We start from the raw sequence: 14140 nt of genomic DNA, 5'->3' as shown, positions 1-14140 counted from the left end.
AGTTTTCTGACCCGTCCGATGAGGCGCTTTTGAAACGGGGACCTCCCCTGCGCCTCTTTTGTTGTTTTCACCACCCACACACCTCACAGCGCGGCACTTCGGATCGGACATCGGGGCACAGGGCACCGAAAGGCAATACGACTGGTGTCCTGCGCTCTGGCATGCCTCGCAAAGAAGCAAACCCGAACGCGCGGCTACCGGCAGCAAAGCCGGGCATTTCCAGACCGGTCGGGAATCGGCTCGCGCCAGATCCGACCGATGCGGCTATGTGTTCTGCAAACGTTAGCAGACAGCACAACCGGTTGATCGCACACAGTTTTTTTCAGGTCTGACACGGCTTGGCAGCTTGGCGAACCTGAAAAATCCAGTCTGCGACCCCGTTATGTCCCCCAAGACGAAGTGAATCGCAGGGTAACGGTAGCAAGCCCGTGAACCCGTCCGCAACCGATCTTCGCGCTTGACAGAAGGTTGCTGCGACCGAATCCAAACCCCTGTGCAAAAGCGCCACTCGACCCCGATAGCTAGCGAGGCGGACAAGGCGGAACCGCACCGGAATCGCCTAAACGGCGGCGGGCCGGCGAAACGGAAAAGGGCGCAGCCCTTGCGGGATGCGCCCTGCCGATTCTTTTGGCCGGATGGCCGGATCAGGCAGACGGAGTCGCCGTCGCCAGAACCTTCACGCGATGCGCGAGGCGCGAGATCTTGCGCGAAACGGTGTTGGCGTGCAGCACGCCCTTGGACACACCGCGCTGCAGTTCGGGCTGTGCGTTCTTCAGGGCTTCGGCCGCAACGGCCTGATCGCCGGAAGCGAGCGCTTCTTCGACCTTGCGAAGGAAGGTGCGGATGCGCGAGCGGCGGGCTTTGTTGATCGCGTAGCGCGTTTCGGACTGACGGGCGCGCTTTTTGGACTGGGCGGTATTTGCCATCTGGCTGGTTTTCCTAGGGTCTGTCGTTTCAATTCGATAGCGAAAATAGACCCAAGGCCCCGTCTGAAGTTACGGGAATCATCTTGCCTAAGCGGGCCCACACGCATGTGCCGTGGCCTTTAGGGCAAATCACAGCGAAAGGAAACAGGAAAATAAGGGGTCAACGGTCGCGGAACTGCGGTTCGCGCTTTTCCAGAAAGGCCGCCATGCCCTCTTTCTGGTCTTCGGACGCAAAGAGCGCGTGAAAGGCCCGCCGCTCGAACAAAAGCCCTTCGCGCAGCGTCGATTCCTGCGCGCGGTTGACCGTTTCCTTGATCGCCATGGCCGCAAGCATGCTCTTTTGCGTGATCTTGGTCGCGGCCTTCATCGTCTCGCCCATCAACTCTTTTGCGGGCACGACGCGGCTGACCAGACCTGAACGTTCCGCCTCGGCCGCGTCCATGAAACGGCCCGTCAGGTTCATGTCCATCGCCTTGGCCTTGCCCACGGCGCGGGTCAGGCGCTGGGTGCCGCCCATTCCGGCACAGATGCCAAGGTTGATTTCGGGCTGGCCGAATTTCGCGGTGTCGGCTGCGATGATGAAATCGCACATCATCGCAAGCTCGCATCCGCCGCCCAGACAATAGCCCGCCACCGCCGCGATCATCGGTTTGCGGATGCGGGCAATCGCCTCGGCCTCGGGGCCGAAAAGATCGTCGAAAAAGACGTCGGTATAACCTTTGGACGCCATTTCGCGCACATCGGCACCGGCGGCAAAGGCTTTTTCCGATCCGGTCAGCACGATGCAGCGCACCCGTTCGTTGGCATCGGCGGCTGCCAGCGCGACAGCCAGTTCCTGCATCAGCTTGGTGTTCAGTGCGTTCAGCGCATCGGGCCGGTTCAGGCGGATGGTCGCGATATAATCCTCGACCTCGACGAGCAGCGTCTCATAGGCCATTGGGTCCCCCGGGTTCACGTTGCGCTATGTCCTAGCAGCAACCTTTCCTTTGGCAAGTCACCTCTGGCAAACGGGGCAGAAGAACGAGGACCGGCCCGATTGCACGATACGCTGGACAACCGCGTCGCAGCCTTGCGTCAGGCAGGGGTCGCCCTCGCGTCCGTAGACCTGAAAACTGTGCTGGAAGTAGCCCAGTTCCCCGTCGGCCTGCCGGTAATCGCGCAAGGATGATCCGCCCGCCTCGATCGCCTCGGCCAGCACGTCGCGGATGATGGGCACCATCTGCGCGATCTGGCGGGGTTTCAGCTTTCCCGCAAGCGTGGCGGGATGGATGCGCGAACGATACAGCGTTTCGCAAACATAGATGTTGCCCAAGCCCGCGATCAGCCGCTGGTCGAGAAGCGCCGCCTTGATCGGCGTGTTCTTCCCCTTCAGCTTGCCCGCAAGATAGGTGTCGTCAAAGCTGTTGCCCAAGGGTTCCGGTCCCAGCCCCGCCAAAAGCGGATGCGCCCCGGCCTTTGCCGTCGCCATCAGATCCATCGCGCCGAACCGCCGCGCGTCGTTGAATGTGACACGCGCCCCGTTCGCCATGTCGAAGACCACATGGTCGTGCTTTTCGGGTGCGGGATGGACGTGGTGGAACTCGCCCAGCGCCGCACGCGCACCGTCCGGCGCCGAAATCAGCATCCGGCCCGACATGCCCAGATGGATGAGCAGTGTCTCGCCGGTGGAAAGATCGGCCAGAATATACTTTGACCGCCGCCGCAAGCCGATGACCTGCGCCCCCGTCAGCCGGTCGGCCATCCGGTCGGGAAAGGGCCAACGCAGATCGGCGCGGTTCACCTGCGCTTGCGTGATCACCTGCCCCTCCATCACCGGAACAAGTCCACGGCGGACGGTTTCAACCTCGGGCAGTTCGGGCATGGCTGGTCCTGATGACATTGGGGCGCATTGCAGCGCCGGACTTCAGCCCTATAAGGAAGGGGCGAAGCAAGGAACGGCAAGAGCAGATGAACGACGACACCGCGCAAGGCACCACCCATTTCGGGTTCCAGACTGTCGACGAATCGGCCAAGGCCGGAATGGTCCATGGCGTCTTTACCCGTGTCGCCAGCCGTTATGACGTGATGAACGACCTGATGTCGGGCGGCGTGCACCGCCTGTGGAAAGACGCGATGATGGACTGGCTGGCCCCGCGCCCCGGCCAGCGCCTGCTGGATGTGGCGGGCGGGACGGGCGATGTGGCCTTCCGCTTCCTCAAGCGTGCGGCGGGGTCGTCGGCGGTCGTGCTCGACATGACCGAATCAATGCTGGTCGAAGGGCGCAAACGGGCCGAGGCCGAACATCAGGCTGACCGGCTGAACTGGGTGGTGGGCGACGCCATGGCGCTGCCGCTGCCCGCCAATTCGTTCGACGTCTACACGATCAGCTTCGGCATCAGGAACGTCACCCGTATTCAGGACGCGCTGGCCGAGGCTTACCGCGTGCTGCGCCCCGGTGGCCGGCTGATGGTGCTGGAATTCAGCCATATCCCGAATGCGATGCTGCAAAAGGCCTATGATCTTTATTCCTTCAACGTGATCCCCGTGATGGGCCAGATCGTGGCGAATGACCGTGACAGCTACCAATACCTTGTCGAATCGATCCGCAAATTCCCCGATCAGGACACCTTCGCCGGCATGATCCGCAGCGCAGGCTTCGGGCAGGTGAAATACCGCAACATGACGATGGGTGTCGCCGCCCTTCATTCCGGCTGGAAGATCTGATGCGCGGACCGCACAACATCTGGCGGCTGATCCGCACGGGCGCGACGCTGGAACGCACCGGCGCGATGGATGTCGTGCTGGAAGCGTTCCGCGCCCCGCCGCGCCTGCGTATTCTGGCGCATGTCGTCGGTTGGCCGTTCAAATGGCTGGGGTTAAAGGGTGACCCCGACCTTCCCCCCGCCACCCGTGCGCTGACAGCACTTGGCCCCGCCTATATCAAATTCGGCCAGATCCTTTCGACCCGCCCCGATGTGGTGGGCGAGGAACTGGCGCAGCAGCTCAAATACCTGCAAGACCGCCTGCCCCCGTTTTCGACCGATGTCGCCAAGGCGATGATCGCGGCCGAACTGGAACTGCCGGTCGACCAGATTTTCAGTGAATTCTCCGAACCCGTCGCCGCCGCATCAATCGCGCAGGTGCACCGTGCCCGCATCGCCGAAACCGGCGAGGAAGTGGCGGTCAAGGTGCTGCGCCCGAACATCGAACGCGCCTTCCGCAAGGATATCGACGCCTTTTACCTGATCGCCCGCACCATTGAGATCGTCGCTCCCGCCTCGCGCCGCCTGCGCCCGATGGAGGTGATCGCGCATTTCGAAGGCGTGGTGATGGGCGAGCTTGACCTACGGCTCGAATCATCGGCCGCCGCCGAATTCGCCGCCAATACCGAAAAGGACGAAGGGTTCCGCGTCCCCAAACCGATCTGGTTCCTGTCGGGCAAGACGGTGATGACGCTGGGCTGGGCCGAAGGCTTCGGCATGAACGACAATGCCGCCATCGATGCGGCGGGGCTGGACCGCAAGGTTCTGGCCGCCCGCGTGCTGTCGCTGTTCCTGAACCACGCGCTGCGCGACGGCTATTTCCACGCCGACATGCACCAAGGCAACCTCAAGGTCGGGGCCGACGGGGCGATCATCGCCTATGATTTCGGCATCATGGGCCGGATCGACGAATACACCCGCCGCGTCTATGCCGAAATCCTGATGGGCTTCATCCGCAAGGATTACCGCCGCGTGGCCGAGGTGCATTTCGAAGCCGGATACGTGCCCGCCGACCGCGACATAGACGAATTCGCCCGCGCCTTGCGTGCTGTGGGCGAGCCGATCTTTGGCATGGACGCCAGCCGCATCTCGATGGCGCGCCTGCTGGCCTATCTGTTCGACGTGACCGAACGTTTTGGCATGGAGACTCGCACCGACCTGATCCTGCTGCAACGCACGATGGTTGTGGTGGAAGGGGTGGCCCGAAGCCTCGATCCGCATATGAACATCTGGCAGGTCGCCCGCCCCGTGGTGGAAAGCTATGTGGCCAAAAACATCGGCCCCGCCGCCCTGCTGCGCGATCTGGCGCAGACCGCCCGCATCCTGTCGCGCTTCGGCCCGAAACTGCCGCGTCTGGTCGAAGCGGCCCTGATCGCGCAGGCCGACCGGCCCAAGGTGCTGGTCAAGGTGCGCCGGTCGCGCTGGTATCTGATTCCCGCCGCTTTCGTGATCTTTGCGGCAGGCATCGGGCTGGGCACCTTTCTCTAAAGCTCCAGCTTCAGGGCGGCTGCATAATCGCCGTCGCCCCGCGCCGCTTTCCAAGCGCAATGCGCGGCGATGCGCCAGCGATAGACCGGCAGCATGGCCCGCGCACGGGCCACCGTTTCCGCATCGGGATAGGCGCGCAACAGCGCCTGCGCCCAAGCCGGATCAAGCGGCTTTCCGGTGTAAAGCCATGTCATCGCGGGCGATAGAAGCGTGCACAAATCCTCGACCGGATCGCCCATGGCGGGGCATTGCCAGTCGATGAACAGCGGCCCTGCGCCCGTGTCGATGATATTGCCCGCCACGGCATCGGCATGGATCGGAACCGGCGGAACCGGAGGGCACGCGGGATCGGGCGGCGCATCGGGCAAGGCATGGATGCGCCGCGCATCGGCCAGCACGGCGGCGCTGCCATTCGGGGCCAAGCGAAAACTGCCCTGCGGCACCTGCGCGCCGTGCAAACGGTGCAGCGCCCGCGCCACGGGTGCCGGATCGCCCGCCCAGGGCCGCCCCTCGGCATGGTCATAGATCAGCCAATCGGCCCCCTTTGCCCGCAACCGTGGCGCAAGACCCAAAGGCGCGAAAAGCGTCAGCGCCCGCGCCTCGGCCCCTGCATCGTTGGGAAACAGGGCCGACGCTGCCGCCGCATCGAACTGCTTGACGGTAAAGCGCCCCACCCGCCACAGCCGGTTCGTCCGGCCGCCGGCAAGCGGTTGCCAATCCCCGGCTTTCAGCGCGGGGTCAAGCCGCATCAGCGCGGTCTGCGTGGTTTCGGGCCTGTCGTCCATCGGGCGGACGCTTACCCGCTTTGTGCCAGCGCGCAAGGGTCACGACGCGCAGATCAGGGCATGCGAAGCGCGGTCACATCGGTCGCCTTGGCCTCGATCCCGCCTTGCAAGACCAACAGCACACCCTCGGCCCCGCGCCGCGCTTCGGTGATGCGGGCGTAGGATTCGACCAGTTCGGTCTGCAAGACGCTGTCGCCCTGACGGCTTTCGACCTGCAACAGGTATTGCCCGCGCGGCAAGGGGTTGCCCGCCGCATCTGCGCCAAGCCATCGGTAGGGCGCGGCGCCAAGCGGCAATTCCTCACGCGCGACGACAGCGCCCGAGGCATCGCTGACCACCAGCGTCGCGGCATCGGCCATCGCGGCGGGCTTTGGCATCACGGTCACCGCGCCGCCTTCGAACCAGACCGGCGCAGCCACCCGTGCCTCTTGCCCGACCCAGCCCGCAAGCTGCGTCATGTTGGAAAGGCTGCTTTGCGCGGCCAGATCGGCCAGCAACTGGTTCGTCCTCACCTGCTGTTCCACGCCTGAGAACGTGGCAAGCTGCACCGCATAATCGGAGCCCTCGATCGGGTTCAGCGGGTCTTGATTGGTCATCTGCACGGTCAGCATTTTCAGGAACGTGTCGAAATCGGCGCTGATTGCAGGTTTCACTGCGGGTTTAGCCGTGTTGGTGGTCGCGGTGATTTCCATTGCCTTATCCTTTCATAGCCGCAGGTCCAGCCCGCCGTTCACATGTTTGCTTGCCCGCGCCACGGGGCTTTCGTCCTTATCCACGGTGCGGGTTGCGTAGCCTGCGCCTGCCGCACGCTCTTGCCCGCCGCCGCCCCATCCCCCTGCGAACGAGAAAGACGCATTGGCGAAACCGGCTTGCCTGAACTCTCCGGTCAGCTGCTCGACATGGCGTCGGAGCATGTCGAGCGTTTCGGGCCGCTCGACCGTCAGCGAGACGTGGATCGTGTCGCCCCGGCTTTGCATCTCGAAGCGCAGGGCACCCAGATCTTCGGGCGTCAACGTCAGCGTCACCGGCGCGTCGGGCAGGGCGCGGGCCGCATCGACAAGCATGGGCACGACGGTAGGCGGCATCGGTTGGGCCGGGTGCCGCGCCTCGACCGGCCGGGGATCGTTCCGAAGCGGCAAAGCCGGATCAGAGGGGGCAAAGGCCGGGGCTTCGGGCAATGCGCCAGCGGTCCGGTCGGGCAAATGCGCGACTGCATCTTTGGTGCCGGTTGATGTATCCGGCGCCGGCCCGGATGTGGCCGAAGGATCAGACGTTCGCGGCACTCCACCCGTGGCGGGTGCCGCATCCGCCTGCACCGCGCCCTTGGCCGGCGACTGCGGCTGCGGCTGCGGCTGCGGCTGCGGCTGCGGGATCATCGTCACCTGCGCCGGGGCTTGCAACAGGGGCAGCACAACCGCAGCCGGCGCAGATACGGGTTTGGCGGGCGCGCTTGGGTCATCTGGCGGCCCAGCCTTTGGCAGGGTGCCCGCCTTGCCTGTAACGGCGGTCGTTTGCAGCACCGGGTCGGCATCGGGTATTGGACGATCGGGCAGGATGCGGTTTCGGCCAGCACCGTCCGGTACGGGCCGGGGCGGCACAGCGCGGTCAGCCTGCACCGACCGTTCAGAAAAGGCATCGGGTTGGCGCAGCACATCTTCTGACAAGGGTGTTGTGCCCTGTGCAAAGCCGCCCACCGGCGCTGTTGCAGGTGTTACCCCAGACCCAGCCGCTATCGCACGCGACAACACCGCCGAGGCGCTTGGCGGCGTTTCGCCACCCGTAACTTTGCCCTCCACTGCATCAGGCGATGCCGGGATGGGCCGTTCCCGACTGCCGGGCGCCTGTAGCTTGGCATTTGCAGGGTCGACCGGCTGCCCCTGCTTGGACGGACCATAGGCCCGAGTGGTTCCGAAGCTCACGGCTGCCTCTGCCACAGCGCGCACTGGCAAGGGTTCCACCGCACCCGCATTGCCATGGCCAGGCGCAGGCACATGGGCAGCGGCAGCGCTGCGGGTCACATCTGGCAGAACCGGCGGGGGCAGACCGAAGTCGGGGCGGGTCGCGCCTTTGCCCATCGCCTCGGGCGGGTCGTATGCGTCTGGGATAACCAAGGCAGCATCGTCTTTTGCGACAAGCGGTCCAGCCACCGCAACCAAAGCGGGCACCAAATCCACCGGTGCTGCAGTCAATCCGGTTGGATCGACCGGCCAATCGGGCAGAAGGTGCCGCGGGCCAACATCGATGACCGGCGGCGGCTCCTCTTTGGCTACGATATCGTCGACCAGATCGCCAAACGCCGGCTCGGCCGTCGGGTCGGCAAGCGAAATGGCCTTTGCGTCAGGCGAAGGCGGGGCAGCCACACGCAGGACCATCAATTCGGGAATCATCCGGCAGACCTTCTGTCTTGGTGACCTGGTTCTGACGCAGATGCGTTACGGAATTCTTTACCGCACATAGCCATTCTTGTGCCAACGCCCAGAATGGAGCCGCGCATGATCACACCCGTCCCGCCCCCGCACCTGCCCGACACCCCGTCGCCCCTGCGCGCAAAGGCAGCCGAGATGGAAGCGGCCTTCCTGTCGGAAATGTTGCAAGCCGCCGGTCTGGGCACACCAAGCAAGGATTTCGGCGGAGGCACCGGCGAAGAACAGTTCGCCTCGTTCCTGCGCGAGGCTCAGGCCAAGGCCATCGTGCAATCCGGCGGGCTGGGCCTGACCGAAGCGTTGTTCCGCTCGATGGGGGGCACGGATGACGCCGCTTGAATCGCTTGTGGATGATGTCTTTTCAGCGGTGAAGGCGGGCGATTATTCCCGCCTTGCTGCATTTTCTGCAATGTTAGAGACTGTTTCTGCGCCCACAGACCCCGCAACTTTGACCCGTATCGCCAAACGGGCGCGCGACAATGCTGCCTTGCTTGATGCCACAATCAAGGGGTTGCGGGCCGCCCGACGGCGCATCGATGCACTGCGAAACGGCCAGACCCTGACGACCTATGACAGCGCGGGCCAAAAGCACGACCATTCTGCTGCCGCAGCCCGGACGCACCGGCTTTGACTTGCATTTTAGCTATTCGAACCGCGCCGTTAGCAAAGGCTTAGGACGCACCGCGCTTTAGTGGTGCTTGCATCCCCGACGGGATGGCGCGGCAAAGACCGCATCGGCCAGAAGCCGCCATTTCCAAAGCGGTCGCAAAACACGCGCCGCACGAAAGGACGCAACATGTCTTCGATCCTGACCAACAACAGCGCGATGGTCGCGTTGCAAACCATGAAGTCGATCAATGCGAACCTCAGCAAGACGCAGTCTGAAATCTCGACCGGAAAATCGGTGAGCAGCGCCAAGGACAATGCCGCCGTCTGGGCCGTGTCCAAGGTGATGGAATCGGATGTCGAAGGATTCAAGGGCATCTCGTCGAGCCTGTCGCTCGGCTCGTCCACGGTGGCCGTGGCGCGTCAGGCTTCGGAAACGGTGACGAAACTTCTGACCGACATGAAAGGAAAGATCGTCGCCGCGCAGGAAGACAACGTCGACCGGACGAAAATCCAGACCGACATCGTCGCGCTTCGCCAACAGATCGAATCGGTGGTCGGCGCGGCGCAGTTCAACGGCTTGAACCTTGTGAACGGCAGCCAAACCAGCGTCGATGTCCTGTCCTCGCTCGACCGGTCGGCGACGGGGGTTTCGGCTTCGTCCATCACGGTCACGGCCGAAGACCTGTCGACCGGCGAATACACGGCAAACGATGTGTTCAGCGCCAGCACCGGCGGAACGATTTCAGCCGATGCCGATACCTTCGTGCTGTCGCTCGACAGTGGCGGCGGGTCCGATGACATCACCATCGCCGACGGGGCGAACGCATGGGCGGCGGGCGACAAGATCACGATGCGGATCGGGGAAAAGCAAGCGTCCTATACGATCACCGACTCTGATATCGCCAGTGGCAGCAACTCGGTGCCCGATCTCGTGGCCGTGGGGATGAAGAATGCCATCGATGCGCTCAAGGTCAGTGGCCTGACGGTCGATTTCGACAGCGCAAACCCCGGCCAGCTGGTGTTCACCAACGACAGCACGACTGACCTGACCGTCAGCGGGCAGTACCGCAACGCCGGATCGGGCGGGCTGGGTGCGCTGTCGTCGATCGATGTGTCGACCGCAAATGGCGCGACCACCGCGCTTGGCAGCATCGAAACCATGCTGCAAACCTCGATCGATGCGGCTGCGTCCTTCGGTTCGGTGGAAAAGCGCATCGGTATCCAGGCCGATTTCGTGGGCAAACTGACAGATTCGCTGAAAGCCGGGATCGGCTCGCTGGTTGATGCCGATATGGAGGAAACCTCGGCCCGGCTGCAGGCGCTTCAGGTGCAGCAGCAGCTTTCGACCCAGGCGCTTTCGATCGCCAACCAGCAGCCGCAGAACCTTCTGTCGCTCTTCCGCTGATGATCACAGGGGGCCGGCCAGACCGGCCCCCGCCACACCCCTAGCCTTTGGCACCAGCGGAGAAACCCATGACAGTCCACCTTATGGCACGGCGGGCCTATGCCCGACCGGACGTGACCGCACGCAACCCGCGCGCGGTGGAATACGATCTGCTCGCACGATGCACCGCCGATCTGAACATGGCCTGGCGCCGCCGCGATACCGAATTCACGGTTCTTGCAAAGGCGATCGATGCCAATCTGCGCCTGTGGACCGTGCTTGGCGCAGACGTGGCCGACCCGTCGAACGCCCTGCCTCAAGCGTTGCGGGCGCAACTGTTCTACCTGTACGAATTCACCGCCGAACACAGCCGCGCCATCCTTGAAGGGCGGTCTTCGGTCGGTGTGCTTGTCGATATCAACACCGCCGTCATGCGCGGCCTACGCGGCGAAGGGGGCACGGCATGAGCGGCCTTGTGCTGAAACTCGGCCCGCATGAACGGGTGCTGATCAACGGCGCGGTGATCGAGAATGGCGACAAGCGGTCGCGCATCGCCGTGGTGACGCCGAACGCCAACATCCTGCGGCTGCGCGATGCGATCCACCCTGAAAATGCCAACACTCCGGTCAGGCGCGTCTGCTATCTGGCGCAACTGGTGCTGACCGGCGATGCCGAAGCGGGGGAAATCCGCCTGCAACTGTTGCGCGGGATCGAGCAGCTAAGCCAAGTCCTGACAGATTCTGACAGCAGGACACAGCTTGGCCTTGCCTCTCACTCGGTGCTCGAGGGCGAGTTTTACGCAGCGCTCAAGGCGCTGCGGGCACTGCTTCCGCGCGAGGAACGGCTGATGGCAACCCGCCCGTCATGAGCTTTTCACCGGTTCTGCCTGCAAGCGGCACGGGGGGTGGAGCTTTCTGAAGCGCACCGCTGTGTCCCAGCAGGCAGCATTGGCGAAAGCGCCCGAAATCCAGCGCGAGGTTGCGTATTTCCGCCAGACTATCGGCAAGATCGACACCGCCGAGCAGCTTGTCGCCGACCGGCGGTTGCTGCGGGTCGCGCTGGAAGCCTTTGGGCTGGAGGCAGATATCGACAGCCGCGCATTTATCCGAAAGGTGCTGTCGGATGGTACGCTGAAACCCGGCGCGCTGGCGATGCGGCTGGCCGACCCGCGCTACAAGGCCCTGACCGAAGCCTTCGGGTTCGGCGATTTCTCGGTGCCGAATACCAAACTGTCCGACTTTGCGGACAAAACCTTGAAGCAATGGCAGGAACGCCGCTTCGAAAGCGCGGTGGGCGCGCAGAATGGCGATTTTCGCCTTGCCCTGAACGCGCGGCGCGAATTGACGGCACTCGCGGCAGGACCGGCTTCGGAAACGACGAAATGGCTGCGGATCATCGGCAACCCGCCGTTGCGAACCGTCATGCAAAAGGCGCTGAACCTGCCGGACACCTTTGCTGCCATAGACATCGACCGTCAGGTCGGGATGCTGCGGGACAAGGCCGCGACGACCTTTGGCAACGAAACCGTCTCGCAATTCGCCAACCCGGCAAAGACCGAAGATCTGATCCGGCGATTTCTATTGAACGGCGAGGCGCGAACCCAGCCGCAATCGACCGCGCTAACCCTGCTTTCACAAACCCGCAGCTTTTTGCGGCGCATATGATCGGGCCAAGTTAGAGACTATTTTTGTGCCAAGATCCCGCCCAGCCGCCCAAAGCTCGCCCCGATGCCGCCGTGGGGTGCGGTTTCGGCCAGAAACGCATCGAGCGCCGGGAAAAGCCGGATCGCGCGGTCGGTCAGCGGGTCGGACCCTGCGGCGTAAAGCCCCGATTGCACCATCAGTTCGGCACGGTCCCAGGCGCCCAACAGGCGCCGCGCTTCGGTAATGGCCGCGTTTTCTTCGCCTGACGCGCAATCGGGCAGGCTGCGCGACACCGACCGCAAAAGATCGACCGCCGGAAACCGCCCGCGTTCGGCAATGCGGCGGTCAAGCACCACATGCCCGTCGATGGTGCCGCGCAGGATATCGGCCACCGGCTCCTCCATATCAGACCCCGCGACCAGCACCGACAGCACGGCGGTGATGTCGCCCGCCCCCTCGGACCCCGGTCCTGCCCGTTCGGCCAGCGACATGATCGCATGCGACAGCGAGGGGGGATAGCCGCGCAGGGCCGCAGTTTCACCGGCAGCCAAAGCCACCTCGCGATGCGCCTCGGCAAAGCGGGTGATGCTGTCGGCAAGGAACAGCACATGCGCGCCACGGTCGCGGAAGTGTTCGGCCACCGTCATCGCGGCCATCATGCAGCGCCGCCGCAACAGGGGCGACTGGTCGGACGTTGCCGCCACCACCACGCTGCGGGCCATGCCTTCGCGGCCCAGCACATCTTCGACAAAGCCGCGCAATTCGCGCCCGCGTTCGCCCACAAGCGCAAGCACCACCACATCCGCCGCCACACCCCGCGCAAAGGCACCCAGCAATGACGATTTCCCTACGCCGGACCCCGCAAACAGCCCGATGCGCTGGCCCTGCACCAAGGGCAGAAGCGTGTCGAACACCGCAAGCCCGGTGGGCAGGCGCGGCCCCAGCCGCCGCCGCCGCGCCGCAGCGGGCGGATCGGCGCGCAGCGGGCGCGGCACCGGCCCCGGCAGCAACGGGCGACCGTCAAGCGGGTTGCCATCGGGGTCGATCACGCGCCCGATCCAACCGTCAGCCGGTGACAGCATGGCAGGCCCAAGATGCGTGACCGCCGCCCCGATGGCGATGCCCTCGGCCGCATGGTCGGGCAGCAGCGTCAGCGCCTCGGGATTCAGGCCGATCACCTCAGCCCCGATGGACCCGAGCGTCACGCGGTCACCCAGTGCGGCCACCTGCGACAGGCCCGTCACGTGCAGCACCCCCGCACCAAGCCCCGACACGCGGCCAAGGCGCGAAACGGCTCGGGTCATCGCAATCCGGGCGCGCAGCGGGTCGAATGTGTCGGGTGTCATCGGCTTTCCCTTCTCGCTTTCACCCTTCCTTAGCGAATCAGCCTTAAGCCTTGGTGAACTTGGTCGAGGGAGAAGCCCGAGATGTTTGAAAAGCTGGAACTTACCCGTATAGCGCAGGCGCTGGCATCCCATGCCGGTGCGCGTATGGGCCTGATCGCCGAGAATGTCGCGAACGCCGACACGCCGGGGTTCAAGGCCCGCGATCTGCCCGATTTCGCCGAAGTCTTTGCCCGTGGCGCAAGTGACACGCCCGAACTGACAGCAGGCGCAACCGACCCCAACGGCAACTCGGTGTCACTTCAGGACCAGATGCTTCGCATGGCCGATGTGCGGGTCAGCCATGAAATGGCGCTGGCGATCTATCGCTCGACTTCGGGCATCGTGCGGGCCGCGCTTGGCCGTGGGGGGCAGTGATGGCATCGCTTGTCACAGCACTTCGCGCCGCCGCCTCGGGGATGGAGGCGCAATCGACCCGGTTGCGCCACCTGTCGGAAAACATCGCCAACGCCGATACCCCCGGCTACCAGCGCAAGACGGTGTCTTTTGCCGAAATGGCCCAAGGCACGGTGGCCACCGGTCCGGTCATGCTTGACCGGTCGCCACTGCAAAGCGTCTACGATCCCGGCAATCCCTTGTCGGACGATAGCGGTCACTATGACGGCTCGAACGTCGATCTGGTGATCGAACTGGCGGATGCGCGCGAAGCACAGCGCAGCTATGAGGCCAATCTCAAACTGTTCGATCAGGCGCGTCAAATGACGCAAAGCCTGTTCGACCTGATCCGCCGCTAAAGGG

Annotated in this window: 17 protein-coding genes; 10 read left to right on the top strand and 7 right to left on the bottom strand. The window is 64.2% G+C overall.

Annotated features, from left to right (window positions below):
- Positions 1 to 644: 644 nt before the first annotated feature.
- From rpsT to mutM, 3 genes are all read right to left on the bottom strand, one after another.
- Complete coding sequence (rpsT, locus tag HYN69_RS17910; protein ID WP_108436946.1) at positions 645 to 926, bottom strand: 30S ribosomal protein S20; 282 nt, start codon at positions 924 to 926, stop codon at positions 645 to 647.
- A 160-nt stretch (positions 927 to 1086) separates the two neighbouring features.
- A complete protein-coding gene (locus HYN69_RS17905; protein ID WP_108436945.1) occupies positions 1087 to 1863 on the bottom strand; it encodes an enoyl-CoA hydratase in 777 nt (258 codons plus the stop codon).
- Positions 1864 to 1920: 57 nt separating this feature from the next.
- Complete coding sequence (gene mutM, locus HYN69_RS17900) at positions 1921 to 2787, bottom strand: bifunctional DNA-formamidopyrimidine glycosylase/DNA-(apurinic or apyrimidinic site) lyase (RefSeq protein ID WP_108436944.1); 867 nt, start codon at positions 2785 to 2787, stop codon at positions 1921 to 1923.
- An 86-nt stretch (positions 2788 to 2873) separates the two neighbouring features.
- Here mutM and ubiE point away from each other — a divergent pair, with 86 nt between their 5' ends.
- Positions 2874 to 3629 carry a bifunctional demethylmenaquinone methyltransferase/2-methoxy-6-polyprenyl-1,4-benzoquinol methylase UbiE gene (ubiE, locus tag HYN69_RS17895; RefSeq protein ID WP_108436943.1) on the top strand — a complete coding sequence of 252 codons (756 nt, stop codon included), beginning with the start codon at positions 2874 to 2876 and terminating at the stop codon, positions 3627 to 3629.
- Positions 3629 to 5155 (top strand): 2-polyprenylphenol 6-hydroxylase, encoded by a 1527-nt coding sequence (gene ubiB, locus HYN69_RS17890; protein WP_108436942.1) that lies wholly within the window; start codon positions 3629 to 3631, stop codon positions 5153 to 5155. Before ubiE ends, ubiB begins: the two co-directional genes overlap by 1 nt.
- On the opposite strand, the gene HYN69_RS17885 is transcribed toward ubiB, so the two are convergent.
- Genes HYN69_RS17885 through HYN69_RS17875 form a run of 3 tightly spaced genes read right to left on the bottom strand, consistent with a single transcriptional unit; the run spans position 5152 to position 8327 of the window.
- Complete coding sequence (locus HYN69_RS17885) at positions 5152 to 5940, bottom strand: phosphotransferase (RefSeq protein ID WP_108436941.1); 789 nt, start codon at positions 5938 to 5940, stop codon at positions 5152 to 5154. The genes ubiB and HYN69_RS17885 overlap by 4 nt on opposite strands.
- Positions 5941 to 5993: 53 nt before the next feature.
- Entirely contained in the window at positions 5994 to 6632 is a 639-nt protein-coding gene (locus tag HYN69_RS17880; RefSeq protein ID WP_108436940.1) for a flagellar hook capping FlgD N-terminal domain-containing protein, read from the bottom strand.
- Between the two features lie 12 nt (positions 6633 to 6644).
- A complete protein-coding gene (locus HYN69_RS17875) occupies positions 6645 to 8327 on the bottom strand; it encodes a flagellar hook-length control protein FliK (RefSeq protein ID WP_108436939.1) in 1683 nt (560 codons plus the stop codon).
- Between the two features lie 105 nt (positions 8328 to 8432).
- Between HYN69_RS17875 and HYN69_RS17870 the strand changes: the two genes are divergently transcribed.
- From HYN69_RS17870 to HYN69_RS17845, 6 genes are all read left to right on the top strand, one after another.
- Positions 8433 to 8702: a rod-binding protein gene (locus HYN69_RS17870; RefSeq protein ID WP_108436938.1), complete on the top strand. Its 270-nt coding sequence runs from the start codon at positions 8433 to 8435 to the stop codon at positions 8700 to 8702.
- Positions 8689 to 8994, top strand: a complete 306-nt coding sequence (locus HYN69_RS17865; protein ID WP_108436937.1) for a hypothetical protein — start codon at positions 8689 to 8691, stop codon at positions 8992 to 8994. The genes HYN69_RS17870 and HYN69_RS17865 overlap by 14 nt, the downstream gene beginning before the upstream one ends.
- 165 nt (positions 8995 to 9159) lie before the next feature.
- On the top strand, positions 9160 to 10377 hold the full coding sequence (locus HYN69_RS17860; protein WP_108437300.1) for a flagellin: 1218 nt from the start codon (positions 9160 to 9162) through the stop codon (positions 10375 to 10377).
- A 68-nt stretch (positions 10378 to 10445) separates the two neighbouring features.
- Positions 10446 to 10823 carry a flagellar biosynthesis regulator FlaF gene (gene flaF / locus HYN69_RS17855; RefSeq protein WP_108436936.1) on the top strand — a complete coding sequence of 126 codons (378 nt, stop codon included), beginning with the start codon at positions 10446 to 10448 and terminating at the stop codon, positions 10821 to 10823.
- On the top strand, positions 10820 to 11224 hold the full coding sequence (gene flbT / locus HYN69_RS17850; protein ID WP_108436935.1) for a flagellar biosynthesis repressor FlbT: 405 nt from the start codon (positions 10820 to 10822) through the stop codon (positions 11222 to 11224). Before flaF ends, flbT begins: the two co-directional genes overlap by 4 nt.
- Before the next feature lie 61 nt (positions 11225 to 11285).
- On the top strand, positions 11286 to 12020 hold the full coding sequence (locus tag HYN69_RS17845; RefSeq protein ID WP_216824625.1) for a DUF1217 domain-containing protein: 735 nt from the start codon (positions 11286 to 11288) through the stop codon (positions 12018 to 12020).
- Between the two features lie 17 nt (positions 12021 to 12037).
- Here HYN69_RS17845 and HYN69_RS17840 read toward each other — a convergent pair whose 3' ends face one another.
- On the bottom strand, positions 12038 to 13345 hold the full coding sequence (locus tag HYN69_RS17840; protein ID WP_108436933.1) for a FliI/YscN family ATPase: 1308 nt from the start codon (positions 13343 to 13345) through the stop codon (positions 12038 to 12040).
- Between the two features lie 81 nt (positions 13346 to 13426).
- Here HYN69_RS17840 and HYN69_RS17835 point away from each other — a divergent pair, with 81 nt between their 5' ends.
- Together HYN69_RS17835 and flgC are read left to right on the top strand one after the other, a co-directional pair.
- On the top strand, positions 13427 to 13759 hold the full coding sequence (locus HYN69_RS17835; protein WP_108436932.1) for a flagellar basal body protein: 333 nt from the start codon (positions 13427 to 13429) through the stop codon (positions 13757 to 13759).
- Positions 13759 to 14136, top strand: a complete 378-nt coding sequence (flgC, locus tag HYN69_RS17830; protein WP_108436931.1) for a flagellar basal body rod protein FlgC — start codon at positions 13759 to 13761, stop codon at positions 14134 to 14136. Before HYN69_RS17835 ends, flgC begins: the two co-directional genes overlap by 1 nt.
- Positions 14137 to 14140 lie beyond the last annotated feature (4 nt).

It is taken from the genome of Gemmobacter aquarius, from assembly GCF_003060865.1.
GTDB classification, from domain to species: Bacteria; Pseudomonadota; Alphaproteobacteria; order Rhodobacterales; family Rhodobacteraceae; genus Paragemmobacter; species Paragemmobacter aquarius.
Note: the sequence above shows the minus strand (reverse complement) of the source record. Positions and strands in the feature narration are given on the sequence as shown.

Excerpts from the sequence above, each read along its gene's own strand:
- HYN69_RS17860 (WP_108437300.1), top strand. The coding sequence starts at position 9,160 with ATGTCTTCGATCCTGACCAACAACAGCGCGATGGTCGCGTTGCAAACC.
- ubiB (WP_108436942.1), top strand. The coding sequence starts at position 3,629 with ATGCGCGGACCGCACAACATCTGGCGGCTGATCCGCACGGGCGCGACG.
- HYN69_RS17835 (WP_108436932.1), top strand. The coding sequence starts at position 13,427 with ATGTTTGAAAAGCTGGAACTTACCCGTATAGCGCAGGCGCTGGCATCC.
- ubiE (WP_108436943.1), top strand. The coding sequence starts at position 2,874 with ATGAACGACGACACCGCGCAAGGCACCACCCATTTCGGGTTCCAGACT.
- rpsT (WP_108436946.1), bottom strand. The coding sequence starts at position 926 with ATGGCAAATACCGCCCAGTCCAAAAAGCGCGCCCGTCAGTCCGAAACG.
- mutM (WP_108436944.1), bottom strand. The coding sequence starts at position 2,787 with ATGCCCGAACTGCCCGAGGTTGAAACCGTCCGCCGTGGACTTGTTCCG.
- HYN69_RS17880 (WP_108436940.1), bottom strand. The coding sequence starts at position 6,632 with ATGGAAATCACCGCGACCACCAACACGGCTAAACCCGCAGTGAAACCT.
- HYN69_RS17885 (WP_108436941.1), bottom strand. The coding sequence starts at position 5,940 with ATGGACGACAGGCCCGAAACCACGCAGACCGCGCTGATGCGGCTTGAC.
- HYN69_RS17840 (WP_108436933.1), bottom strand. The coding sequence starts at position 13,345 with ATGACACCCGACACATTCGACCCGCTGCGCGCCCGGATTGCGATGACC.
- flaF (WP_108436936.1), top strand. The coding sequence starts at position 10,446 with ATGACAGTCCACCTTATGGCACGGCGGGCCTATGCCCGACCGGACGTG.
- flgC (WP_108436931.1), top strand. The coding sequence starts at position 13,759 with ATGGCATCGCTTGTCACAGCACTTCGCGCCGCCGCCTCGGGGATGGAG.
- HYN69_RS17870 (WP_108436938.1), top strand. The coding sequence starts at position 8,433 with ATGATCACACCCGTCCCGCCCCCGCACCTGCCCGACACCCCGTCGCCC.
- flbT (WP_108436935.1), top strand. The coding sequence starts at position 10,820 with ATGAGCGGCCTTGTGCTGAAACTCGGCCCGCATGAACGGGTGCTGATC.
- HYN69_RS17865 (WP_108436937.1), top strand. The coding sequence starts at position 8,689 with ATGACGCCGCTTGAATCGCTTGTGGATGATGTCTTTTCAGCGGTGAAG.
- HYN69_RS17875 (WP_108436939.1), bottom strand. The coding sequence starts at position 8,327 with ATGATTCCCGAATTGATGGTCCTGCGTGTGGCTGCCCCGCCTTCGCCT.
- HYN69_RS17905 (WP_108436945.1), bottom strand. The coding sequence starts at position 1,863 with ATGGCCTATGAGACGCTGCTCGTCGAGGTCGAGGATTATATCGCGACC.